Annotated in this window: 22 protein-coding genes and 1 pseudogene; 7 read left to right on the top strand and 16 right to left on the bottom strand. The window is 64.7% G+C overall.

Annotated elements, in window-relative coordinates:
* Positions 1 to 101: 101 nt before the first annotated feature.
* The 5 genes and pseudogenes from AAFG07_RS13975 to AAFG07_RS13955 form a co-directional block, all read right to left on the bottom strand.
* A complete protein-coding gene (locus AAFG07_RS13975) occupies positions 102 to 869 on the bottom strand; it encodes a crotonase/enoyl-CoA hydratase family protein (protein WP_342727780.1) in 768 nt (255 codons plus the stop codon).
* A gap of 23 nt (positions 870 to 892) precedes the next feature.
* Complete coding sequence (locus AAFG07_RS13970) at positions 893 to 1,675, bottom strand: SDR family NAD(P)-dependent oxidoreductase (RefSeq protein WP_342727779.1); 783 nt, start codon at positions 1,673 to 1,675, stop codon at positions 893 to 895.
* 18 nt (positions 1,676 to 1,693) lie between these two features.
* The gene (locus AAFG07_RS13965) at positions 1,694 to 2,944 is read right to left on the bottom strand and encodes an acetyl-CoA C-acetyltransferase (RefSeq protein WP_342727778.1); all 1,251 of its coding nucleotides are present in this window, start codon (positions 2,942 to 2,944) and stop codon (positions 1,694 to 1,696) included.
* A 224-nt stretch (positions 2,945 to 3,168) separates the two neighbouring features.
* Positions 3,169 to 3,438: pseudogene (locus AAFG07_RS13960) on the bottom strand (helix-turn-helix domain-containing protein); the annotation flags it as partial.
* Between the two features lie 23 nt (positions 3,439 to 3,461).
* Positions 3,462 to 3,794: a hypothetical protein gene (locus tag AAFG07_RS13955; RefSeq protein ID WP_342727777.1), complete on the bottom strand. Its 333-nt coding sequence runs from the start codon at positions 3,792 to 3,794 to the stop codon at positions 3,462 to 3,464.
* Positions 3,795 to 4,186: 392 nt separating this feature from the next.
* Between AAFG07_RS13955 and AAFG07_RS13950 the strand changes: the two genes are divergently transcribed.
* Positions 4,187 to 4,489, top strand: a complete 303-nt coding sequence (locus AAFG07_RS13950; RefSeq protein ID WP_342727776.1) for a hypothetical protein — start codon at positions 4,187 to 4,189, stop codon at positions 4,487 to 4,489.
* A gap of 163 nt (positions 4,490 to 4,652) precedes the next feature.
* Positions 4,653 to 6,050, top strand: coding sequence for an FAD/NAD(P)-binding protein (locus AAFG07_RS13945; RefSeq protein WP_342727775.1), 1,398 nt, complete (start codon positions 4,653 to 4,655; stop codon positions 6,048 to 6,050).
* Here the strand turns inward: AAFG07_RS13945 and AAFG07_RS13940 are convergent.
* A complete protein-coding gene (locus tag AAFG07_RS13940; protein WP_342727774.1) occupies positions 6,047 to 6,844 on the bottom strand; it encodes a MetQ/NlpA family ABC transporter substrate-binding protein in 798 nt (265 codons plus the stop codon). The genes AAFG07_RS13945 and AAFG07_RS13940 overlap by 4 nt on opposite strands.
* Positions 6,845 to 6,878: 34 nt before the next feature.
* Positions 6,879 to 8,204, bottom strand: a complete 1,326-nt coding sequence (locus AAFG07_RS13935; protein ID WP_342727773.1) for a PLP-dependent transferase — start codon at positions 8,202 to 8,204, stop codon at positions 6,879 to 6,881.
* A 402-nt stretch (positions 8,205 to 8,606) separates the two neighbouring features.
* On the opposite strand from AAFG07_RS13935, the gene AAFG07_RS13930 reads away from it, so the two are divergent.
* A complete protein-coding gene (locus AAFG07_RS13930) occupies positions 8,607 to 10,010 on the top strand; it encodes an LLM class flavin-dependent oxidoreductase (protein ID WP_342727772.1) in 1,404 nt (467 codons plus the stop codon).
* A gap of 43 nt (positions 10,011 to 10,053) precedes the next feature.
* Here AAFG07_RS13930 and AAFG07_RS13925 read toward each other — a convergent pair whose 3' ends face one another.
* The 5 genes from AAFG07_RS13925 to AAFG07_RS13905 all read right to left on the bottom strand — a co-directional run bounded on the left by AAFG07_RS13925 (position 10,054) and on the right by AAFG07_RS13905 (position 14,672).
* A complete protein-coding gene (locus tag AAFG07_RS13925) occupies positions 10,054 to 10,836 on the bottom strand; it encodes a MetQ/NlpA family ABC transporter substrate-binding protein (protein ID WP_342727771.1) in 783 nt (260 codons plus the stop codon).
* 62 nt (positions 10,837 to 10,898) lie between these two features.
* Complete coding sequence (locus AAFG07_RS13920; RefSeq protein WP_092115686.1) at positions 10,899 to 11,564, bottom strand: methionine ABC transporter permease; 666 nt, start codon at positions 11,562 to 11,564, stop codon at positions 10,899 to 10,901.
* Positions 11,554 to 12,678 carry a methionine ABC transporter ATP-binding protein gene (locus AAFG07_RS13915; RefSeq protein WP_342727770.1) on the bottom strand — a complete coding sequence of 375 codons (1,125 nt, stop codon included), beginning with the start codon at positions 12,676 to 12,678 and terminating at the stop codon, positions 11,554 to 11,556. Before AAFG07_RS13915 ends, AAFG07_RS13920 begins: the two co-directional genes overlap by 11 nt.
* Positions 12,679 to 12,726: 48 nt before the next feature.
* Complete coding sequence (locus AAFG07_RS13910; RefSeq protein ID WP_342727769.1) at positions 12,727 to 13,047, bottom strand: ferredoxin family protein; 321 nt, start codon at positions 13,045 to 13,047, stop codon at positions 12,727 to 12,729.
* Positions 13,044 to 14,672, bottom strand: a complete 1,629-nt coding sequence (locus AAFG07_RS13905; RefSeq protein WP_342727768.1) for an FAD-binding protein — start codon at positions 14,670 to 14,672, stop codon at positions 13,044 to 13,046. Before AAFG07_RS13905 ends, AAFG07_RS13910 begins: the two co-directional genes overlap by 4 nt.
* Before the next feature lie 314 nt (positions 14,673 to 14,986).
* Between AAFG07_RS13905 and AAFG07_RS13900 the strand changes: the two genes are divergently transcribed.
* Positions 14,987 to 16,327: an LLM class flavin-dependent oxidoreductase gene (locus AAFG07_RS13900; RefSeq protein WP_342727767.1), complete on the top strand. Its 1,341-nt coding sequence runs from the start codon at positions 14,987 to 14,989 to the stop codon at positions 16,325 to 16,327.
* A gap of 4 nt (positions 16,328 to 16,331) precedes the next feature.
* On the opposite strand, the gene AAFG07_RS13895 is transcribed toward AAFG07_RS13900, so the two are convergent.
* Positions 16,332 to 17,420: an LLM class flavin-dependent oxidoreductase gene (locus AAFG07_RS13895; protein ID WP_342727766.1), complete on the bottom strand. Its 1,089-nt coding sequence runs from the start codon at positions 17,418 to 17,420 to the stop codon at positions 16,332 to 16,334.
* 261 nt (positions 17,421 to 17,681) lie between these two features.
* On the opposite strand from AAFG07_RS13895, the gene AAFG07_RS13890 reads away from it, so the two are divergent.
* The 3 genes from AAFG07_RS13890 to epsC are packed head-to-tail and all read left to right on the top strand — an operon-like array spanning position 17,682 to position 20,507.
* Positions 17,682 to 18,911, top strand: a complete 1,230-nt coding sequence (locus AAFG07_RS13890; RefSeq protein ID WP_342727765.1) for an acyl-CoA dehydrogenase family protein — start codon at positions 17,682 to 17,684, stop codon at positions 18,909 to 18,911.
* A 39-nt stretch (positions 18,912 to 18,950) separates the two neighbouring features.
* A complete protein-coding gene (locus AAFG07_RS13885) occupies positions 18,951 to 19,523 on the top strand; it encodes a flavin reductase family protein (RefSeq protein WP_342727764.1) in 573 nt (190 codons plus the stop codon).
* A gap of 30 nt (positions 19,524 to 19,553) precedes the next feature.
* Complete coding sequence (epsC, locus tag AAFG07_RS13880; protein WP_342729149.1) at positions 19,554 to 20,507, top strand: serine O-acetyltransferase EpsC; 954 nt, start codon at positions 19,554 to 19,556, stop codon at positions 20,505 to 20,507.
* Here the strand turns inward: epsC and AAFG07_RS13875 are convergent.
* From AAFG07_RS13875 to AAFG07_RS13865, 3 genes are read right to left on the bottom strand one after another with little or no spacing between them, the layout of a single operon-like run.
* Complete coding sequence (locus AAFG07_RS13875; protein WP_342727763.1) at positions 20,504 to 21,370, bottom strand: ABC transporter permease; 867 nt, start codon at positions 21,368 to 21,370, stop codon at positions 20,504 to 20,506. The two genes, epsC and AAFG07_RS13875, sit on opposite strands and share 4 nt — an antisense overlap.
* The gene (locus AAFG07_RS13870; RefSeq protein ID WP_342727762.1) at positions 21,363 to 22,232 is read right to left on the bottom strand and encodes an ABC transporter ATP-binding protein; all 870 of its coding nucleotides are present in this window, start codon (positions 22,230 to 22,232) and stop codon (positions 21,363 to 21,365) included. The genes AAFG07_RS13875 and AAFG07_RS13870 overlap by 8 nt, the downstream gene beginning before the upstream one ends.
* The gene (locus tag AAFG07_RS13865; RefSeq protein ID WP_342727761.1) at positions 22,229 to 23,284 is read right to left on the bottom strand and encodes an ABC transporter substrate-binding protein; all 1,056 of its coding nucleotides are present in this window, start codon (positions 23,282 to 23,284) and stop codon (positions 22,229 to 22,231) included. Before AAFG07_RS13865 ends, AAFG07_RS13870 begins: the two co-directional genes overlap by 4 nt.
* Positions 23,285 to 23,288 lie beyond the last annotated feature (4 nt).

The raw sequence follows: 23,288 nt of genomic DNA, 5'->3' as shown, positions 1-23,288 counted from the left end.
GCGGAAACCGGCCGGCGCGCGGCGCGGCACGCACAAAAAATTCGGAGCGCCGGTTCTGCTTCAATCAAAACCGGCGCTCCGTCATTGAAACAAGCGACGCCTTACTTGCCCTTCCAGTTCGGCGCGCGTTTTTCTGCGAAGGCAGCTGCGCCCTCGCGGGCATCCTCGGACACGAAGACAGGAGCAACGATCTCCTGCTGCTTCTTCCACATCTGGTCTTCCGGCCAGAGCCGCGATTCGACGATCACCTGCTTGGATGCCTTGACCGCGAGCGGGCCGCTGGCGCCGATCGCGGCCGCGAGCTCGAGCGCGGCGTCGAGCGCCGGGCCGTCGGTCACGCGATTGATGATGCCGAGCTCATAGGCGCGCTGTGCGCCGAAGAACTCGCCGGTCAATGCGAACTCCATCGCCACGCGGAACGGCATCTGGCGCGGCATGCGGATCAGCCCGCCGGCCGCAGCAGCCAGCCCGCGCTTCACTTCGGGGATTCCGAACTTGGCGTTGCGGTTGGCGACGATCATGTCGCACGACAGCGCGATCTCCATCCCGCCGGCGAGCGCGTAGCCGTCCACGGCCGCGATCAACGGCTTCTTCGGCGGCGCCTCGGTGAGGCCGGCGAAGCCGCGGCCGGGGATCGACGGCCGCTCGCCCTTCAGGAACCCCTTGAGGTCCATGCCTGAGCAGAATGTGCCGCCGGCGCCGGTGATGATGCCGACGCTGAGGGCATCGTCGGCGTCGAGCCGGTCGATCGCTGCGGCCACGCCCTTGGAGAGGGCGAGGTTGGCCGCGTTCTTGGCTTCCGGCCGGTTCAGCGTGATGATCAGAATGGGTCCGCGGACTTCAGTGAGGACCGGAGTTTCTTCGGACATCGCTTCGTCTCCTGTTGCCGTGCTTAGCGCGGAGCCATGCGGATGGCGCCATCGAGGCGGACATCTTCACCGTTGAAGTAGCCGTTGGTGATCATCGTCAGCGCCAGCTGCGCATACTCCTCCGGCATGCCGAGACGCTTCGGGAACGGCACCGACGCGCTGAGCGCGGCCTTGACGTTCTCCGGGGCGCCCTGCAGCAGCGGCGTGTTGAAGATGCCCGGCAGGATGGTGTTGACGCGGATACCCTCGGCCATCAGGTCGCGCGCGATCGGCAGGGTCATGCCGACGACGCCGGCCTTCGACGCCGAGTAAGCCGCCTGCCCCATCTGGCCGTCCTCGGCCGCGACGGACGCCGTGTTGACGACGGCACCGCGCTCACCGTGCTCCAGCGGGGACAGCGACAGCATGCCCTGCGCCGACTTGGCGATGCAGCGGAAGGTACCGACCAGATTGATCTGGATGATGCGGTTGAAGGCGTCGATCGGGAAGTGGGTGGGCTCGCCGGTCTTCTTGTCCCGGCCGGCGGTCTTCACCGCGTTGCCGGTGCCTGCGCAGTTCACCAGGATGCGCTCCTGGCCGTGCGCCGCGCGGGCCTTGGCGAAGCCCGCATCGACCTGCTCGTCGGAAGTGACGTCGACCTTGCAGAACACGCCGCCGATTTCCTTGGCGATGGCTTCACCCTTCTCTTCGTTGAAGTCGAAGATCGCGACTTTCACGCCTTGTGCTGCGAGCGCCCGCGCAGTGGCTGCGCCGAGGCCGGAAGCGCCGCCGGTGACGACGGCGGCGACCGATGAATCGAGTTTCATGGCTATATCCTTTCGCGATCAGATGCGTTCGATGATGATGGCCGGCGCCATGCCGCCGGCGGCACACATGGTGACCAAGCCATAACGTCCGCCGCTGCGCTCGAGCTCGTCGAGCGCCGTGCCGATCAGGATCGATCCGGTCGCGCCGATCGGGTGGCCGAGCGCGATCGAACCACCATTGATGTTGACCTTCTCGCGATTCAGATCGAGGTCGCGGATGAACTTCTCGGCGACGACCGCGAAGGCCTCGTTGATCTCCCAGACGTCGATGTCGTCCTTGGTCAGGCCGGCCTTGGCGAGAACCTTCTTGGCCGCCGGAACCGGCGCATTGAGCATCAGCGTCGGATCATCACCCTGATTGGCATAGGCCACGATGCGGCCGCGCGGCTTGAGGCCGTGCTTCTCGGCATATTCTTTGGAGGTGATGAGGACCGCGGCGGCGCCGTCCACCACGCCCGAGCTGTTGCCGGCATGATGCACGCCTTTCCACTCGAGGCCCGGATAGCGGCGCTGGATCTGCTTCTTGAATGTCACGCCATTGCCGAGATCGAAATCGGCAAGCTGCTCGAAGCTCGGCTTCAGCGAAGCAAGGCCTTCGGCGGTGGTCTCGGGGCGCGGGAATTCCTCACGACCGAGAGCGACGCTGCCGTCGTCGTTGAGGACGGAGATCACCGACTTGGCGAAGCGGCCTTCATCGATCGCCCGCTTGGCGCGCTGCTGGCTGACCAGCGCCAGGGCATCGCAGGCCTCCCGGCTGATCCCCTCACGCGTGGCAATGGCGTCGCCGCACACGCCCTGATGCGACTGCGGGTGAATCTCGTCAAGCGCCGGATTACCCGAACCCATCATCCGCGCCGGCTGTCCCGCCTTGGAACGCTCGGCTGCGAGGGTCTGCTGATAGCTCATCATCTCGGTGCCGCCGGCGATGACGCAATCCTCCATCCCCGACATCACCGAAGCTGCCGCGAGGTTCACCGAGGTGATGCCGCCGCCGCAGAAGCGATCCAGCGTCGTGCCGCTGGCGTTGATGTCGTAGCCGGCCGCGAGCGCCGACATGCGTCCGAGATCGCCGCCCTGCTTGCCTTCCTGGGTCGAGGTCGACCAGATGATGTCATCGACGGTCGAGGTATCGAGCTTGTTGCGCTCCTTCAGCGCGCCGAGCACGGTCGCGGCCAGTTGCTGCGGATGCAGATGCGACAGCGCACCCTTGCCCGGCTTGCCGATGCCGCGCGGCGTGCGGACCGCGTCAATGATGTATGCTTCAGACATGCGTTTCCCTCTACTTTGGATGTTTCTTGACTATGAGCTCGCGCCGAATGGTCCCGACCGAGGCGTCAGCGGTGCGGCGTGACCGAAAGCGGCGCGGCCACCGGCTTGCGCTGATCTTCGAAGTACTCGAAGCGCGAGTTGATCAGCATCGACGGTTGCGCCGTTGCGCGCTCCCGCTCGTCGGCGCAGACGGGCTTGTCGCCCCCCTCCACAAACAGCGGGACGCTGGGCGCGGCCGCGTGCGGACCGAGAGCATATTTCTGCTCTTGCGGCAGGTAGATCAACTGGCCGATCTGGGTGAGGGTCAAGGTGAGACGGGAGACCGTCGATCGGGGAAGACCGCAGCGATCGGCGATCTCGCGATTGCCCAAGCGTATGCTTCGACCTTCGAAGCAACGCACGATGTCGAATGCGCGCGATACCACTTGTATCACGCGCCGGTTGTCCGTGCCGGCGGTGTCTTGCGCCATCAGTACCTCAGATCGACGTCCCATCGTTTACGCCTCACTCCTCATTGTCATACGCGTGAATGAAACCCACCCTGGTTCGGGCAGGACGCGCCGGTCCGCGACATCGCTGTCGAGCGCGCAACGCCGAGCGGCGCACGCGTGAACGGACCTGCATGCAGGATCTGACGGCGGCGATCGGCGCGCGCCGTGTCGGCGACCAAGATGATCGAGCCGGCGCTGTGCCATGGCCGCGCGACAACGAATTCGGCATGCCGGACAAGGCCATTCCCGGTCTGTTCGAGGCCGATCTGCATGGCGCCGATGGGCGCCTGGCCGTCCAGCCCGGTGAAGCCGCGACCGCGCGGGGCAAGCAGCTTCGGATAGCGACGGCCGGCCAGCATCAGGCGGATTCTTTCCCTAGGGTTTCAGACCTTAATTAATTGATTAATTAGTCAGGTGATTAAAGTGGGCGCTCCCCCCTGTCAACCGTCCTCGCCGCAGGGCGCCCCGCGCCCGGGTCGCACCTCACACATCGCTCAAGCCGCCCGGGGCCGGCTGGGCAGCAGCTGCCGATCCGTCATGACGACCGTCAGACCGATGCTGGACGGTGACCGAACGAAATGCGCGACACGAGAGCCCACCCGCAAGCGCCGAGACGCAGCGACGGGGCATGCGGTTTCTTGGTTGCACATCAGCTTTCGTCGTTCGGTATGGAGCGCGCTCACGCGTCGCCCGCTCCGCAAGCACCGCCCGGATCTCGAAATGCCGTCGCCGATCGGCGATCGCTCCGAGAATGAATTTCCTTTGTCAGTTCGACGAGCAAAGCGACCGTTCCATAGAACCGGCATGGTTCGAGTCATTGATTGCAAACTGGACGCATTGCTCATGGTTCGTGTTCGAGCTGGGCAAAGACGTGCTATTTTTGCAGGGACGACTATTCGACGGAGGTTTTATGCGTCTCGCATCCTCTTGGCTTCACACCCTCGGTCGCATGACCCGACAGTTCCAGCGGTGGCGCAGGAAGCTCGCCCGCGCCGCACATCCCGATGGAGAGCGTGATCTGCACGAGTTCTTCCTGTTCGGGCCGCATGGCTAGCTGAGCCGACCGGGCACTGTCGCGCTGCGGTTTCGGCTGACCTGAGACACTTGCCGAAGGCACATGCGGCCAGGATTCTCGCGTGGCCGCTTGTCCACGTTTCCGAACATTTGACTCTTGGCTCTGCGCGTTTCATGCAAGCGAGTGGTCGGTGGAGGGCAGCATGACTAATACCGCTGGACGGCATGTCATCATCGTTGGCGGAGGTGCCAGCGGTGTCTTGCTGGCGTATCAATTGCTGCATCAGTCATCTTGCGATCTCCGCGTCACGTTGATCGAGCAGCGTCCGGATATCGGCCGCGGCATCGCTTACCACACCGGAAATCCCGATCATCTGCTCAACGTGCGCGCTGCGAATATGAGCGCGCTACCGGACCAGCCGGATCATTTCTGGCGTTGGCTGGTGTCACGCCAGGACGAGCTGCCGCTCTGTCCTGATCCCTACTGCTTTGTTCCCCGGCGGGTCTACGGCGATTACATCGCCAGCCTGCTTGAGCAAGGTGCGTCCGATCGCACAGACGGGCAACGTCTCACGATCGTGCGCGGCACCTGCGTCGACCTCAGCGAGGGCTCGGACCAGGCTATCGCTACGCTGGACGACGGCCGCTGCCTTGCAGGTGATACCATCGTACTTGCCACCGGGCACGACATGCGCGCAAGCAACCCGGGGCACGCGGATCCCTGGACGCCGCCGTCGGCCGCTCCCATCGATGCCGACGCGACTGTCCTGATCCTCGGCACCGGGCTCACGATGGTCGATTACGTCCTCTCGTTGCTGCGTGATGGACATCGCGGGCCGATCATTGCGATGTCGCGACGCGGCCTGCTCGCCAAGCCACATCGCCGGGTCGATCCCGTTCGTATCGCCGAGACCGACGTTCCGTTCGGTGCCAGCGTCAGTCAATTGACGCGTTGGCTCCGCGCGCTTGTCGAGCGGCATGCCGCCGAGGGCGGCGACTGGCGTGCTGTGATCGACGGGCTTCGGCCCTACACTCAACGGCTATGGCGTGAGCTCCCGTTGACGTCGAAGCGCCGCTTTCTCGAGCATCCGCGAGCCTGGTGGGATGTGCATCGGCACCGGATGGCGCCGGAAGTCGAGGCCCGCATCACCGGGGCACTTTATGACGGACAGCTCAGCCTGATCGCGGCAAAGGTGGTTCGAATCGAACCGAACGGCGCCGGCGCTGCGGTCGCATATCGCCTGCGCGGGGACACCGAAACCAGGCAGCTGCAAGTCGGTGCCGTCGTCGACTGCACCGGCATCGTGAAGGATCCGCGTGCGACGCCCAATCCGGCCGTGCGCAGCCTGTTTCAACGGGGCCTCGCCTGTGTCGATCCGCTCTACATCGGCATCGAGACCGATCCTGATTGCGCGATCGTCGATCGTGAAGGCGTCCCGTCGCGCCGCCTGTTCGCGGTGGGCCCGCTGACCCGCGCGGCGTTCTGGGAGATCATCGCGATTCCCGACATCCGCAACCAGTGTGCCGAACTCGCTGCCCTGCTCTCCCGAACTGAAGAAACAGGGCAGCACCCGCTCCGCCGTGAACTGACGCGCGTTTAGCTGCTGAAGCCGGCCGGAATGAACGCCGGCAGCTTGTCCTCGATGAATTTCTTCACCTCGGGCGAGTTGAAGACCTGGATGAAGGCCTTGAGGCGCGGATCGTCCTTCCTGTCGGGCCGCGCCGTGAAGCGCAGCACCAGCCCGTCATCCACCGTGCGATCGATCAGCAGCGCCGATTTCGGATCGCCGCCCGCGGGGATCAGATAGGTGATGTTGACGAGTGCGAGCGTGACGTCGTCGAGCGAGCGATAGGTCTGCGCTGGATCGAGCTCGACGACCTTCAGATTCTTGGGGTTCTCGATGATGTCGAACCGGCTCACCGCGAAGCCCTTGCCCGGCGTCAGCTTGATCAGGCCGGCCCGCTCGAGCAGAATCAATCCGCGTGCGCCGTTGAGCGGCTCGTTCGGGATCGCGACACTGTCGCCAGGTTTGATCTCGTCGAGCGACTTGATCTTCTTCGAGAACAGCCCGACCGGTGCGATCACGCCGACCTTGTCGACCTGGACCAGATTGAAGCCGCGCTGCTTGTTCTGGATCGCAAGGTAAGTGCCGTGCTGGAACAGGTTGGCGTCGACGTCACCGCTGTTGACCACTTCGTTCAAGGCGACCCAATCGGATAGCTCAATGACCTTGACGTCCTGCCCTTTGTCCTTGGCCAGTTTGGCGGCGAACGCCGCAAGCTGGCCGACTGGACCGGCGCTGGTCGCGATCTTGAGGGGTTCGTCGGCGACGGCGCTCGCCGTCAGGGCAAGGAGAACGCCTGCCGCTTGCGCCAGGCGCAACAATGTCTTCATCATCTCAATCCTGTGTTGATGTTACCAACTGCGATCACGCCGCTTTGCGGGCGCTGCTGCCAGCCTCGGCCTGGGCCAATGCCTGAACGAGGTCGGCGATGATGTCGTCAGGGTGCTCGATCCCGACCGAGAGCCGCACATAGCCGGGCGTGACGCCGGCCGCGATTTGCTCTTCGCCGGTAAGCTGCTGGTGGGTGGTCGAGGCGGGATGGATCGCGAGCGACCGCGCATCGCCGATATTGGCGACATGATAGAACAGCCTCAGCGCATCGACGAAGCGGCGACCGGCCTCGACACCCCCCTTGAGCTCGAAGCCGACCAGCGCGCCATACCCACCTTTCAGATAGGTGTCGGCGCGGCGGCGATTCTCGCCGTCCTGCAATCCCGGGAAGATCACATGGGAGACGCTGGGGTGCCTGGCCAGGAACTCCGCCACCTTGATGGCATTCTCATTGTGCTGGCGCAGCCGCAGCGGCAGTGTCTCGAGCCCCTGGATGAACTGGAAGGCATTTTGCGGCGCGATCGCAGCGCCGAGATCGCGCAACAGCTTGACGCGCGCCCGCAGGATGTAGGCGATCGGACCGAGCGGCTTGGCCGCCTCCGTCCAGATCGCGCCGTGATAGGCGGCGTCCGGCTGCGTCAGCAGCGGAAAGCGCTCGGCGTGCGCCGCCCAGTCGAAATTGCCGCCATCGACGATCGCGCCACCGATCGACGTACCGTGGCCCCCGATATACTTCGTCGTCGAATAGACCACGATCGCGGCACCATGCTCGAACGGACGCGCGATCAACGGCACCGCCGTGTTGTCGAGGATCAGCGGCACACCGAGCGGGCGGCCGATATCGGCCACTTCCCTGATCGGGAACACGTTAAGCTTGGGATTGGGCAGGGTTTCGGCAAAATAGGCGCGGGTCTTCGCATCGGTGGCGCGACGAAAATTCTCCGGATCGGCCGGGTCGACGAACCGCACCTCGATGCCGAACTGCTTCAAGGTTTGCGACAGCAGCGTCCAGGTGCCGCCATAAAGATCGGTCGAAGAGACGATGTTGTCGCCGGCCTGGGCGATGTTGAAGATGGCAAAGGCCGAGGCGGTCTGGCCCGACGCCACGGCGAGCGCGCCGACGCCGCCTTCCAGCGCCGCCAGCCGTTCCTCGAAGGCGTCCGCCGTCGGGTTCTTGATCCTTGTGTAGATCTGCCCGATCGCTTCCAGCGCGAACAGGCGCGAGGCATGGTCGGTATTCTCGAACTGGAACGAGGTGGTCTGATAGATCGGAACCGCCACCGCACCCGTCGCGGGATCGGACCGGTAGGACCCGCCATGCAGGGCGAGCGTCTCGAGATTCTTCGTTTCGACCGGCATTTCGAACTCTCCTGGGATCGGTGAACCACGCGTTGCAAGTCGCGAAATGATGCGCAGCGACTTTGCTCGTGTCGAGATGTCCCGGAAAATAGCGATGGACGTGCTGACGTCTCGCGGAACGGCATCCTGAATTTTTCAGACGGATCATCCGGCACGACGCATTTGTTTCGTGTGCCGGCGGCCGGTGCCGGCGCGTGAGATTGCGGATCACACAGTGCAGTGATGGCCCGCGGTCAGAGCTGCATCAACGCGCCCACCCCGCCTGCGCGCATCAATGAGCGTAACTTGCTATCGGAGAATTCCACTGCAGCAGGATTTTTGCGCAGACCGCTCGAATAGAAAACAAAGTCGCGCAGGCAAGCTGCTACGTTGCCCCAACACGATCACTATCGGAACAGGTCGATGGCAAAATCGAGAGAGCTTCGCTTCAACGCATTCAACATGATGGCGCCAAGCCACAACTGGGCCGGCTTGTGGTCGCATCCGCGCGACACTTCGCTCGACTACAACTCGCTCGATTACTGGGTCAATTATGCGAAGACCGCCGAGCGAGGACTGCTCGACGGCATCTTCCTGGCTGACGTGTTCGGCATCTATGACGTCTACGGCAGCAGTCCGGACACAGCGCTCCGTCACGCCGTTCAATTGCCGAATGCAGAGCCGACCTTGCTGGTCTCGGCCATGGCGCTCGTTACCAGGCATCTCGGTTTCGGGATCACGTCCAACCTCACCTATGAACACCCTTACCAGCTCGCGCGACGCTTCTCGACGCTCGATCATCTCACCAACGGGCGGATCGGCTGGAACATCGTGACCGGCTATCTCGACAGCGGCGCCCGCGGCATGGGCCTCGAGGCGAACCGCGCCCATGACGAACGCTACGAAGCGGCCGAAGAATTCCTCGCCGCGAGCTATAAATTATGGGAGGGCAGCTGGGAGGATGACGCGGTGCGCCGGGACCGCGCGGCGCGCATCTTCACCGACCCCGCCAAAATCCATCCCGTCCGTCATGAAGGGCCCCACTACAAGATTGACGGCATCCATCTCGCGGAGCCCTCTCCGCAACGCACGCCGCTGCTGTATCAGGCAGGCACCTCGAAGCGCGGCCGGGCCTTCGCGGCACGGCATGCGGAGGCAATCTTCCTCAACGGGCAGACCAGGCCAATTCTCGCCCGTGCGGTCCGCGACATCAGGAGCGCCGCGAAGGAGTTCGGGCGCGATCCCCATGATATCCGCCTTTTCGCCGGCGCGACCGTGATCGTCGCGCCGACCCGGGCAGAAGCCGAAGACCTGCTCGCGGACTATGCCGCACATGTCGACCAGACCGGGCAGCTCGCTCTGCTTTCGGGTTGGACCGGCATCGATTTCTCGACCTATCGTCCCGACCAGGCGGTGCAATATGTCGAGAGCAACGCGATCCAGTCGATGGTGGAGAACTTCACCCTGCATAGCGACCGCCCGGTCAAGGTCGGCGATCTCGCGACGTTGAGCCGCGTCGGCGCACGATCCCCCTTCGTGGTCGGCTCGCCCCAGGATGTCGCGGACGAGCTGATCGCCTGGGCGGAAGACACCGACGTCGACGGCTTCAACCTGTTCCGCCTCGTCGCCCCCGAATCGCTCGACGCCTTTGTCGACCTCGTGGTGCCGGAACTGCAATCACGCGGCGTGTACAAGACGGCCTATCGCGAAGGCACGCTGCGGGAAAAGCTGTTCCCCGAACGCGGAGCGCGCCTTCATGCCACGCATCCCGGCGCGGGCTACCGGCACTCGCGCTCGAACGCAGTCCGCTCCGATGCCGCCGAATAGGGCCGTGGCCTGACTCCGACCCGCGTATTGTCGCCGGCCGCGGCTACCAGCTCGGCAACACGGCGCCCTTGAACTTGGTCAGGACAAACTCCTTCACCTCAACCGTGTGATAGCTGTCCACGAGGATCTTGACCCACGGCTTGTCCTTGTCCGCGGCGCGAACCGCGATCAGGTTGACGTAAGGCCCTTTGGGATCCTCGCGCAGGATCGGGTCCTTGACCGGATCGAGGCCGGCCTGGGTCGCATAATTCGTGTTGATCACTGCGGCATCAACATCGTCGAGCGCACGAGGCGCCTGAGCCGCATCGACCTCGACGAATTTGAGCTTCTTCGGATTGTCGGTGACATCCAGGACGGTCGGCTTGAACCCGACGCCGTCCTTCAACTTGATCGCACCCTTGTCGCGCAGCAGCAGCAGGGCGCGGCCGCCATTGGTCGGATCATTCGGGATCGAGATCTTGCCGCCGTCCGGAATGACCGCCCAGCTCTTGTACTTCTTGGAATAGACGCCGATCGGGAAGTTGACCGTTAGCCCCACCGCCTCGATCTTGTAACCGCGATCGGCCTTCTGGTTGTCGAGATAAGGCTGGTTCTGGAACGAATTGGCCTGGATATCGCCGGCGTCGAGCGCTGCGTTAGGCACCACATAGTCGGAGAACTCGACCAGCTGGATATCGAGCCCGTTCTTTGCCGCGATCGGCTTCACGGCCTCGAGGATTTGCGCATGCGGCCCGGGCGTCACGCCGATCTTGATGGTCTCCGCCGCGACAGACGCCGACCAGAGCGTGAGCACGCTGGCAAACGCAACAATGGAACGAAAGGACATTTGGGTCTCCACAGGAATTGTCAGTATTGCGAAAAAGGGCGCCGAAGAGGTCGTGGCCGGTGTCAGCGATGGCGCAGGCGGCGGTTGACGCGGCGGGCGAGATAGTCGCCGGCCGTCTGCACCGTCTGCACCAGCGCGATCAGGACGACGACGACCGCGAGCATCATCTCGGGCATGAAACGCTGATAGCCATACCGAATGCCGAGGTCGCCCAGCCCGCCGCCGCCGACCGCTCCGACCATCGCCGAATAGCCGAGCAGGCTGACGACCGCGAGTGTCAACGCAAGCACGAGGCCCGGCAGCGCTTCCGGAATAAGGACCTTGAGTACGATTTGCAGAGGGCTGGCGCCAAACGACGACGCGGTCTCGATCAACCCGGCATCGACCTCACGGATCGCCGCCTCGACCAATCGGGCGATGAATGGCATCGCGGCGATGGTCAACGGGACGATCGCTGCGCCCGAACCAATGGAGGTGCCGGCGATCAGGCGCGTGAACGGGATGATGGCAACCACGAGGATGATGAACGGCGTCGAGCGTGTCGCATTGACGATGATGCCCAGTACGCTGTTGACCGCCGGCGCCGCGAACAACTCCCCCTTGCGGCTGGTGGCCAGGAAGACGCCGATCGGAAGTCCGAACGCCGTGGCGATCAAGGCAGCGATCGACACCATGAACAGGCTCTCGCCGGTGGCCTGAACGATCAGGTTGATGAGTTCACGCGACATAGCCGAGACGTTCCGCCGGGAGGTTATTCTTGGAGAGATACAATGCCGCCTTGTCGGCCGCGGCCTCGCCGCCGGGAATACCCAGCGACAGCAAGCCGACATGTTGCCCGCCGATCTCATCGATCCGCGCCGACAGCAGCGCGACGTCGATCGAGAGCTCGCGCGCAAGGCGGGCGACGATGGTGTCGCCGGCATCCGCTCCGCGAACCTGGACGCGAATGACGGCGTGACCACCGGCAACCGGTTGCGGTTGCAAGCGACTTGCAAGCGACACCGGAACGCTGTCGCCGATCACCTCGGAGAGGAATGCCTGCGTGACCGGATGCGCGGGATGCGTGAAGATGTCGGCGACGTGACCACGCTCGACGATATGACCGCCGTCGATCACCACGACTTCCTTGGCGAGCTGACGCACCACCGACATTTCGTGGGTGATCAGGACGATGGTGACGCCAAGCTCGCGATTGATGTTGGCCAGGAGATCGAGGATCGAACGGGTCGTTTGCGGATCGAGCGCCGACGTCGCCTCGTCTGACAGCAGGACGTTCGGCCGCGTCGCCAGCGCGCGGGCGATGCCGATGCGCTGCTTCTGGCCGCCCGACAGCTCGGACGGGTAGCGATCATATTTGTCCGCGATGCCGACGAGCTCGAGCAGCTCCGCGACGCGGACCGCAATGTCGCGCCTCGACCAGCCCGCGATCTCGAGCGGCAGCGCGACATTGTCGGCGGCCGTGCGCGACGAGAGCAGATTGAAATGCTGGAAGATCATGCCGATCGAGCGCTGCGCCAGGCGCAGATCGCGGCCCGAAAGTCCGGAAATATCGCGGCCGTCGACGACGACACGGCCGCTCGATGGTTTCTCCAGACCGTTGATCAGCCGCACCAGGCTGGACTTGCCGGCACCGGAACGCCCGATCACACCGGTGATCGAGCCACGCGGAATTGCGAAGTCGATGTCTTTCAGCGCCTGCACGCTCGGCTTGTCGCGGTAGGCCGGATAGGCCTTCGAGACCTGCTCGAACCGGACCATGGCATCGGCCGTGGTCCGCGGATGCGCCAATGGCAACAGCGTCTCGACAGGTTCCGCTGCCGTCAGGGATTGATGCACGTTCATTCAGTCAGTCCATAAGGTCGTCTTGGTCGCCACGCGCGCGGCCGCGCCTCAATGACCAAAGAGCAAATAGCTGCGGTCAACGCCGCGGCGCTCGCTGGTCTCATCGGTCCAGCCCACGGCCCGGCGATAGCTGCCCATGCTGTCCGTTTGCTTGAGCGCAACGACGTCGATCGGCTGCGCCTGATCCGCAAAGGGCGAAACATAGAGCGCATCCTCGGGACAATAGAGCTCGCAGAGGAAGCAGGTCTGGCAGTCGCCTTGCCGGGCGATTACCGGAATTCCGTCCGTCTTGTCAAACACGTTGGTTGGGCAAACGTTGACACAGATATCACAGGACGTACAGCGCTCGCCGTCGATAACCTCGATCACTCCGCAGCCTCCGCATAGCTGGCCGCGGCATGGGGCCGGGCCGAGGTCCAGATCTCGTCGAGGCCGCCGGTCGTCACATAATGCCGCTGCCGGCTGTCCAGGTCGGGGAAGTCGTCGCGGCGATGCATGCCGCGGCTTTCCTGACGGGCGAGCGCGCTGCGGTACATCCACCGCGCGGTCGCCAGCATCGCTGCGGCCTCGCGCGCCCGCACGATCTCGGATCTGTCGGCGGCGTCCGCTTCCGACACATCACGCCATGCTGCGTCGAGACGCCCGAGCGCGCCCTGCAAGCGCGATGCCTCGCGGAAGTAGTTCAGCTCGTACGGGAAGACCTCGGCCTGGACGGCCCTCGCCAGCGCGGCCGGCGCGAATGCACGGCGCTGCCGGCTTCGAAACGCCACGGCGCCCGCGGACGACAATGTGCGCCTGGCAGTTGGTCCGACCTGAGTGCCATAGTCAGCGGCGCCCTGCCCGGCCCAGGCTCCGGACGACATCGCCCAGGCGGCATTGTGGCTGCCGCCACCGGTGAAGCCACCGCAGATCAATTCGCGCGTCGCCGCGTCGCCGGCCGCATAGAGCCCCGGCACGCTGGTGGCGCAACTGTCGTCAACGATACGAAGGCCGCCGGTCCCCCTGACGGTCCCCTCCAGCCGCAGCGTGACGGGAAAGCGGTCCTTGAAGGGATCGATCCCGGTGCGATCGAACGGCAGGAAGAAATTCGGCTGCGATACGCGCATATGATGCCGCACATCGTCATCCGCCTTGTCCAGCCGGGCATAGACCGGGCCCTCGAGCAGGGCGAGCGCAATCGCCGATCGCCCGCCCTTCGACGCCGCGCCGGGCACCACGCTGCCGTCGTCATAGGTGAAGCTGGCCCAGCTGTAGAACAACGTCTTGGTCACCGAGCCGAACGCCGGTGAGATCGCGTAAGGGTTGGAGAACTCCATGCTCGTGAATTCGGCACCAACCTCCGCGGCCATCAGATAACCGTCGCCGGTCAACACGTTCGATCCGAGCGTCTTGCTGAGGAATGCACAGCCGCCGGTGGCGATCACGACCGCCTTGGCCCGCACCGTCCAGCGATCCTGCTTCTGCCGGCGCACGCCGCTGGCGCCGGCGACGGCCCCGTCGTCGTCGACGAGCAGTTCAAGCGCCGGGCTGTGGTCGAGAATGGTGACGCCGGCCTGCTTGGTGCGCTTGCGCATCAAACGCATGTATTCGGGGCCCTGCAGCGAGTTGCGCTGCGACTTGCCGCGGCCATCCACCGGATAGGGATATCCCCAATCGGCCAGGCGATTGCTGTGCTGATAGGTGCTGTCGAGCACGCGCGCCATCCAGCGGCGATCCTGGAGATAGCCGCCCATCTTCTCGCGATTGGCCATCGCGGCCGCGCGCAGGGCCGGATCTGGATCAATGTACCAGACGCCCGTTCCCGCTGCGGCGGTGGCGCCCGAGGTGCCGCAAAATCCCTTGTCGGCGAGCACCACCCGTGCGCCGCGCTCGGCGGCGCTGACCGCGGCCCAGGTCCCTGCAGGACCGCCACCGATCACCAGAACGTCGGCCTCGAACGCGACCGAGCCTTCAGGCGCGGACACGCGTTCGGCGCGATGAGTTGGGTTCGGCATGATGGAAAGCTCCAGGCGGATCGGTCACGGCGCAAGGCGCGCCACGACACATCGTTGCGCGCGCGAGCCCGACTGGCAATTTCAGATATTTGCGAAGAGTTGGACGAAGCTTTCACCTGCCCCTCCGCGCAAAGAAGATTCGTGTCGCCGCATGCCGGATGTTGCGTCGGCGGCGAACAACGCGACACGAGCTTGCGCACAAGGCTCGCCGGCGGGGACGGATATTTCTTTTTGCGCGCTCCGGGCCGCGACGCATTTTCCCGCGCGCATCATGCCGATATCTAGCGACAAGCATCATCGCAGATACGGCCGCCATGTCTCATCGTCAGCTTCACCTCAACGTCAATCTTCTGCACTCCGGCGTCTATGCGTCGGCCTGGCGATTGCCCGACAGCGATCCGCGTGCCTGTTTCGACGTCGGCCACTACGTGCGCGTCGCCCAGATCGCGGAACGCGGCAAGCTCGATGCGATCTTCCTGGCCGACACGCCCGCCATCACCGACCGCATCGACTACCGCTCCTTCATGTCGCTGGAGCCGACCATCGTGCTGGCAACCGTCGCCGCCGCGACCAGCCATATCGGGCTGATCGCGACGGCCTCGACGACCTACAACGAGCCCTACAACATCGCACGCCGCTTCGCGACGCTGGATCTGGCGAGCGGCGGCCGCGCCGGCTGGAATGCGGTAACCACGGCCGATGCCTCGGCCAGCCGCAACTTCGGCCTTCCTACCGTGCTTGAGCACAAGGCGCGCTACGACCGGGCCAAGGAGTTCGCCGAAGTCGTCCATGCGTTGTGGGACAGCTGGGAGGACGATGCCTTTGTCGGCGACAAGGAGGCGGCGCGTTTCGTCGACACTACGAAGGTGCACCCGATTGGACATCGCGGCACCCATTACAGCGTGGCCGGCCCGCTCAACGTGCCGCGTTCGCCGCAGGGACGTCCCGTCACCGTTCAGGCCGGCGGATCGAGCGACGGCCGCGACCTCGCCGCCGCGCAGGCCGAAGCGGTGTTCACGCTGGCGCAAACGATCGACGAAGGCGTCGCCTATGCACGCGATCTGCGTGCCAGGGCTGCCGCGTACGGCCGCGCCGGAAGCTCCATCGTGATTCTGCCGGGGCTCGCGACCGTCATCGGCAGCACGGAAGCGGAAGCCAAGCGGCGGCAAGACGAGCTCTGGGAGCTGGTTCCGATCGAATACAGCCTTGCGCGACTGGCCGCCACATTGCAGGTCGATCCAGCTATCCTCGATCTCGACAAACCCCTGCCCGATCCTCTGCCGCTGCCGGCCAACGCCAACCACACCATGTTTCAGGGAACCGTCAACATCGCGCGCCGCGGCAATCTCACCGTCCGTCAATTGCTGCGCGCCCTCGGTGGCGGCGTCGGCCACCGGATCATCGTCGGCACGCCCGAGCAGATCGCCGACGACATCGAGGCCTGGTTCAAGGCGGGCGCGGCCGACGGCTTCAACCTGATGCCGGACGTATTGCCGACCGGGCTGGACGTGTTCGTCGACACCGTGGTGCCGCTCCTGCGGCAACGGGGGCTGTTCCGGCGCGATTACACGGGCACCACCCTGCGCGAGCATTTTGGATTGCCACGGCCGGTCAGCCGCTTTGCGCGACAAGCGGCGACAGCCACCAGCGCCTGACGCATCAGCGCGAGCCGGCCGGATGTGCGAGCTTGTCACCGGCGGGTGATTGCGCACGAACGCGCGGGATAATCTCCTTCGCAAAGCGCTCCATCTCGGCCTCGAACGGCTGGAACTGCAACATGAAGAGCTCAATGCCGGCGGCATGGAAGCCCCGGATGCGGGCCGACACCTCGTCATAGCTCCCGACCAATCCCGCAGCCGTGCCGCCATTGCTGCCAACCCGCGGCGATTTCTGCATGGTCTGCATCATCACGACCTTGGGATCGGTATTCTGCTTCTGGATCGCCTTCATTGGCGCATCCTTTCTGGAGAGCTCGAGCAGCCGCTGGTAGGCCGCCTCGGCCTCAGCCCGGGTCTGGCGCGCAATCACAAAGGCGGACAGCCCGAAGCGAAGCGGACCCGTGGCTCTCGGCCGCGCGGCCACGTCGGCGATCAGGCCCGCGACGTCGTCGAGCGGCTGTCCATTGATGAACCAGACATCGCCGTGATCGGCGACCAATGCGCGCGCCGGCTCGGATTCGCCCCCGACATAGATCAACGGCCGCGGCCGGTAGAGGCTGCCGGGCCGCAACACATAGTCCCTGACATCGAAATGCTCACTCTTGTAGGTCAGCCGCTCGCCCTGCATCAGGCGTGACACCACGGTGATCCACTCGCGGCCATACGCATAGCGGGCGTCATGCTCGGCAAAGCCGATGCCGGCCTTGTCGAGCTCGGGCCGGTTCCAGGCATTGACCAGATTGATCGCGAAGCGGCCGCGGCTAATGTTCTCGATCCCAAGCGCAAGCTTCGCCAGCACGACCGGATGATAGAGATAGGGCTTGATGGCGGCGATGATCTCGATCCGGCTGGTCAGCGCGGCAAGTGCGGCAGCGGCACTCCAGGCCTCGAGCTGATCGAGATCCTCCTGATGCGGATTGATGGTGTGCTGCGCGATCAGCGTGGAGTCGTAGCCCAGCGCCTCGGCCGCGATCACGAGGTCGCGATTGCGTTCCCACGATGCGTCGTAGGGTTCCTCTGGATCCTGATAGGCAGCGCGCGAACCGTGCACCAATGCCCAGATCCCGAAGCGAAGCGGTCGTATCGTCATTGGCGATCTCCGAATTGCGCTTTGTCGCTTTGCTTTTCACGAAGACGCGGCTGGAGATCAAGCAACGTCACATCAAAAGATTTTCCTTGCCGCACCGCGCGCGCGGACAAATCAGAAAACTCCAAATCTCACGACAATTGAAATACCGCTCTATTTCTGTTGGCGAAAAATCGTGGGACAGTTTGCGTCATCTGAACGATCCCAGTTCGACCGCAGTCGAATGCGCAACTGAGCAAAGATCATCACTCCAGGCCGACATCCATGAACAAGCCCATATCAGCCACCTCCCTGCAGCCGTCCGATCGCCTGGATAGCCGCCCCCCTGACATCGAGGCGCTGCTGAGCCGTATCACCGAGGGGGCAGCTCATCGCGAGCGTGAACGCATCCTGCCATTCGCCGAGGTCGATCTCATTCGCAAGGCGCATCTCGGCGCATTGCGGCTTCCGGCGGATGTCGGCGGCGCGGGCGCGTCGATCCGCACGCTGTTCGAACTCGTGATCCGGCTCGGCGCCGCCGACGCCAACGTCGCGCATATCCTGCGCAACCACTTCAGCGTGGTCGAACGGCTGGTGCGTCGCCCCAGGGACGAGCAGCACCGGCAATGGCAGAAGGCCGTCGCCGACGGCGCGATCATCGGGCTCGCGGCCACCGAACTCGATACCCCGAAGGTCGGCAATGTCACGCCCAACACCACACTGACCGCCGACGGCGACGATTATCTGCTCAACGGCACCAAATACTACAGCACCGGAACGCTCTATTCCGACTATGTGCTGGTGCGCACGGCCGATACGACAGGCGCCAATGCGGCGGTACTCATCCCGGTCAACCGCGAGGGTATCGAGCTGATCGACGATTGGGACGGGCTCGGCCAGCGGCTGACTGCAACCGGGACCACGCACTTCCGCAACGTGCGCATCAAGCGCCAAGAGGCGGTGTTCGACGCCCCCGACGCCGGCTACGGCATTCCCTACGCCAACACGTTCGCGCAGCTGTTCCTGACCGCCATCAACGCCGGCATCGCGCGCGCGGTGCTGCAGGATGCGGCCGAACTGGTGCGATCGCGCAAGCGGACGTTCTACTATGCACCGAGCGAGATACCGGCGGACGACCCGTTGCTGCAGCAGACCGTCGGCCAGATCGCCAGCGGCGCGTTTGCCGCCGAGACCGTGGTGCTCGCGGCGGCAGAGGCCCTCGACGCCGCCACCGATGCATTCGACGCCGGCGATCCCGCCGCTATCGACGCCGCGCACAAGGCTGCGCTGCTCTCGGCAAAAGCCAAGATTGTCGCCGATGAGCTGGCGATCCGCAGCGGCAGCCTGCTGTTCGATGTCGGCGGCGCGTCCGCCACCAAGAAGGCGACCAATTTCGACCGCCACTGGCGCAACGCGCGGACCCTGGCCTCGCATAACCCGAACACCTTCAAGGCCCGCTCGATCGGGCAATATGAGATCAGCGGCACACCGCTACCCGCCAAGGGTTTCTTCTGATCGGAAGCAGATCCGGCGGCGACGAGAGGGAGAAACCCGATGAGCAAGCCGGACATCCATTTGGTCGACGCGGATCACGAGATCGAGCTGCAGTTTCGGCTGGTGATGCGCCGCCTCGCCGGCGGCGTCTGCGTCGTCACAGCGGGACGCGGCGATGACATCACCGGGATGACCGTCACCTCGCTGACGCCGCTGAGCGCCTCGCCGCCTCGGCTCCTGGTCAGCATCAATCGGCAGGCCTCCTCGTTTGAGCCGATCGCCCGCCACCGGCTCTTCGGCGTCAACATCCTCGGCTCGGACCAGCAGGCGCTGGCGGAACGGTTCAGCGACAGCCGCCTGAAAGGCAGGCAGCGTTTCGACGGAACGGCCTGGACCCCCGGTGCTTCCGGCGTCCCGCTGCTGGACCATTCGCTTGCCACGGTCGAATGCCAGGTGGAGGAGATCATCGAACGGCACTCTCACGGCATCATCGTGGGTCGCCTGTCCAGCATGGACGTGTCGCACCGCCTGTCCGGCCTCACCTACTGGAACGGACAGTATGTGCAGATCGATCACGAGGCCGATCTCGATCTGCTCGCCGAAGTCAGTATTCCACTGGCCCACGTCCGCTAGGGCAAGGAGAGGCACGCCATGAAGCGCGAAATGCCGCCCCAGTCGCCACCATCATCGGCCGGCGTTGCCGGCAGCCTACCGGGCCGCTGGCAGCTCGACCGGATCGTCGCCGAGCTGCGCGTCTCCAGGGAAGACACCCACAGCATTCGGCGCGACGGCGATCCGCGGCGCGCCCCATCGCGCGATGCGCTGGAAACGATCCTTGACGACCTCACCGAGGCGCTGTTCCCGCGGCACTACGGCCAATCGGATCTCGACGGCGAGAACATCGACTACTTTGTCGGCAACACCTTGAGCATTGCGCTGGACTCGCTCCACGCGCAAATCCACCGCGCGGCCCTGTTCGTCGGCGACGAGCTCGAACCGGGCTTCCAGCGCCATGACGCCGTCGAACTGACGCGCGCATTCGCCGCGCAATTGCCGCAAGTGCGCGGGCTTCTTGTCAACGATCTGCGCGCGGCCTTTGTCGGCGATCCGGCGGCGCGAAACTTTCCGGAGATCCTGATCGGCTATCCCGGCATGACCGCGATCATCCACCACCGCCTTGCTCATCTCCTGTACCGGCTCGGGGCCCGGTTGGTGGCACGCCTAATGGCGGAGATCGCGCATGCCCGGACCGGCATCGATATTCATCCCGGCGCCAGCATCGGCTCGGGCTTCTTCATCGATCATGGCACCGGCGTCGTGATCGGGGAAACCGCGATCATCGGCGACAATGTCCGCATCTACCAGGCCGTTACGCTCGGCGCGCGGCATTTCCCGATCGACGACGAAGGCAGCCTGATCAAGGGCGACGCCCGTCATCCGATCGTCCAGGACGACGTGGTCATCTATGCCGGCGCGACCATCCTGGGCCGCATCACGATCGGCCGCGGCTCGACCATCGGCGGCAACGTCTGGCTGACCCGGGACGTCCCGCCGAACAGCGTGGTGACCCAGGCCACCGCGCGCAACACGCCGGGCGGCAGCAGCGCTTCCGCCTAGCCAGCCACCGGCGCCTTCCAGCGCATGAAATGCCGTTCGATCGCCTCGAGAATGGCATTGCACGCCAGACCGATCACCGTGATTCCGAGAATGCCGAAGTACATCTGCGGGATCAGGAAACTGTACTGGCTGTTGATGATGAGATAGCCAAGGCCGGCCTTGGCACCGACCATTTCGGACGCCACCAGCACCAGCATGGCTGACGCGCTGGCGAGGCGAATGCCGACGAAGATGGTCGGAAGCGCCGCCGGCAAGATCACCTTGCGGAACAGCTGCTGCGGCGTCGCGCCCATGGTCCGCGCCGACTTGATCAACAGCGGATCGACCTGCTTCACGGCAGCAATGGTGTTCAGCAGCAGTGGCCAGGCGCAGCTATAGATCACCATCGTGATCTTGGACAATTCGCCGATCCCGAGCAGCAGAATGAACACGGGCAGCAGTGCCAGCGGAGCCGTGTTACGGCAGATCTCGATGAACTGGTTCAGGAGATCGCCGAGTCGGCTGTACCAGCCGACGACGAGCCCGAGCGGGACGATCAAGACGACCGAGATCAGAAATCCGCTCAGGGCCCGCAGCAGGCTGGCGGAGACGTCGTCGTAGAGCTCGCCGGTTTGCGCAAGCTGCCAGCCGGCCGCGATCACCTCCGAGAATGGCGGCAGGAACACCGCATCGATCAACCCGAGCCGCGGCACCGCCTCCCAGGCGGCCAACAGCATGATCACCAGCAACGAGCGATGCCCGAGTGTGGCCAGGCCACGAAACGCCTTGCGCAACCGATCCGTCAATGGCGGCCGGCGAGCCTGGAACTGCTCACGGCGCCCCTGCCCGAGCTCCAGCAATGCCAACACTTCAAGACTAGACATGGGCAATCTCCGTCACTTCGTGACCCGGACGACGCACGCCGGCGGCGTCAGCCAACTGGACCTGCTGGGCCCTCTGCACCTCGTCGCGGAGCAGGCTCCAGACCTCGTGCCTCACCTGACCGAACTCCGGCAGCGCGCGAACGTCTTCGGATTCGCTGCGCAAGCGCTCGGGAATGTCGATGATTTGCTTGATGCGGCCCGGGCGCGACGTCATCACCGCCACCCGTTGGCCGAGCACGACCGCCTCATCGATGCCATGGGTGATGAAGACGATGGTCTTGCCGGTGGCGCGCCAGATCCGCAGCAGCTCGCCTTGCAGCGTTTCGCGCGTCTGCGCATCGAGCGCGGCGAACGGCTCGTCCATCAGCAGCACCTCCGGGTCATAGGCGAGGCTTCGCGCGATCGCGACGCGCTGCTTCATGCCTCCGGAGAGCTCATGCGGATAGCGGTCGGCAAAGCCGGACAGGCCGACCAGATCGAGGAAATGCCGCGCGACCTCACGACGCTGCCCGGCCTTGAGACCGGCGATATCGAGCCCGAACTCGACATTCTGCGCCGCGGTCCGCCACGGAAACAGCGCGTATTGCTGGAATACGATGCCGCGATCACGGCCCGGCCCGGTGATCGGCTGGCCGTCGAGCAGAATGCGGCCGCTGGTCGGCGTGGTGAGCCCGCCCAGGAGGTCAAGCAAGGTGGATTTGCCGCAACCGCTCGGGCCGACCAGCGCCAGGAATTCGCCTGAGCGAACGTCCAGCGTGATGTCTTCCAGCGCCGTGAAGCGGCCCGCCGGCCGGCCACCCTCGCCCCTTGTCACGAATTCCTTGCGAACCCGCTCGAAGCGGATCTTGGCCGAGGTCGTCATCGCGCCTCCGCCGTCCTGCCGGGACGGAAATAGTTGAACTCGTTGGTATAGGTATCCGACGCCTTGAGCTGCCCCGGCTTGAACAAGCCGTCCTTCACAAGCCAGTCGATCCAGATCTGGATTTCACCGTCGGAGATCAGGCCGCCCTTCGACGCGACGCCGGTGCTCTTCCAGTATTTGATCGGGGAGGCATCCTCATTGCGCTTGCGTTCCGCGACGATCTTCTCGAACCGGGCCCGTACCTCCTCCGGCGGCGTGGTCTGCGCCCATTGGATCGCGCGCGAGATGCCCTCGACCAGCTTGCGCGATGCATTGGGATTGTCCTTGATGAATTTGTCCCGCAGCACATAGGCGCCGCCGGTGAACTGGCCGAACAGATCGGTATCGTTGAACAGCGAATGGATGCCGCCCCGCTCCAGCGCCTTGTCGCGCAGCACGCCGCTGAGCGTACTCACTTCAACCTGGCCTTGGCGCAACACCTGCTCACCGGTCACCGGCGGTATCGCCACCAGCGTCACCTGCCTCGCCTCGCTGGCGCTGAGGCCATTCCGTGCCAGATATTCGCGGAGCACGAATTCGAGATGGGCGCCCAGCGTATTGACCGCAACCTTCTTGCCGATCAGGTCGCGCGCCGTCTTGATCGGACTGTCGTCCTTGACGAAGTAGCCCTGATAGGTGTTGGCGTCGGAGCCGTAATAGCCGATCACCGCCTTGATCGGCGCTCTCGCCGCGATCAGCTTGAGAATCGCGCCATAGAACGCACCGCCGATGTCGGTATCGCCGGTGACGACAGTCTGGATGTCCTGCGGTCCGCTGATGGTGTTGCCGACCCATTTGAGCTTCAGCGGCGCGAGATAGCCGAGGTCATCGGCCAATTCCGTGAACGTCACCTGGCCGGCCCAGCCCTGGTAGCGAATCTCGGTCTTTTCGAGCGGCGGCTCGGCAACAGCCGGAGCCGCCAGCCCGAGCGCCACGGCGCCGGTCAGCATGAGCCGCGCGGCCGCGCGTGCGGCGAAACGCCGGGCGCGCAGGATTCGGATCAATGCATTCATGTTC

This window comes from Bradyrhizobium sp. B097, from assembly GCF_038957035.1.
In the GTDB taxonomy this organism is placed as follows: Bacteria; Pseudomonadota; Alphaproteobacteria; order Rhizobiales; family Xanthobacteraceae; genus Bradyrhizobium.
Note: the sequence above shows the minus strand (reverse complement) of the source record. Positions and strands in the feature narration are given on the sequence as shown.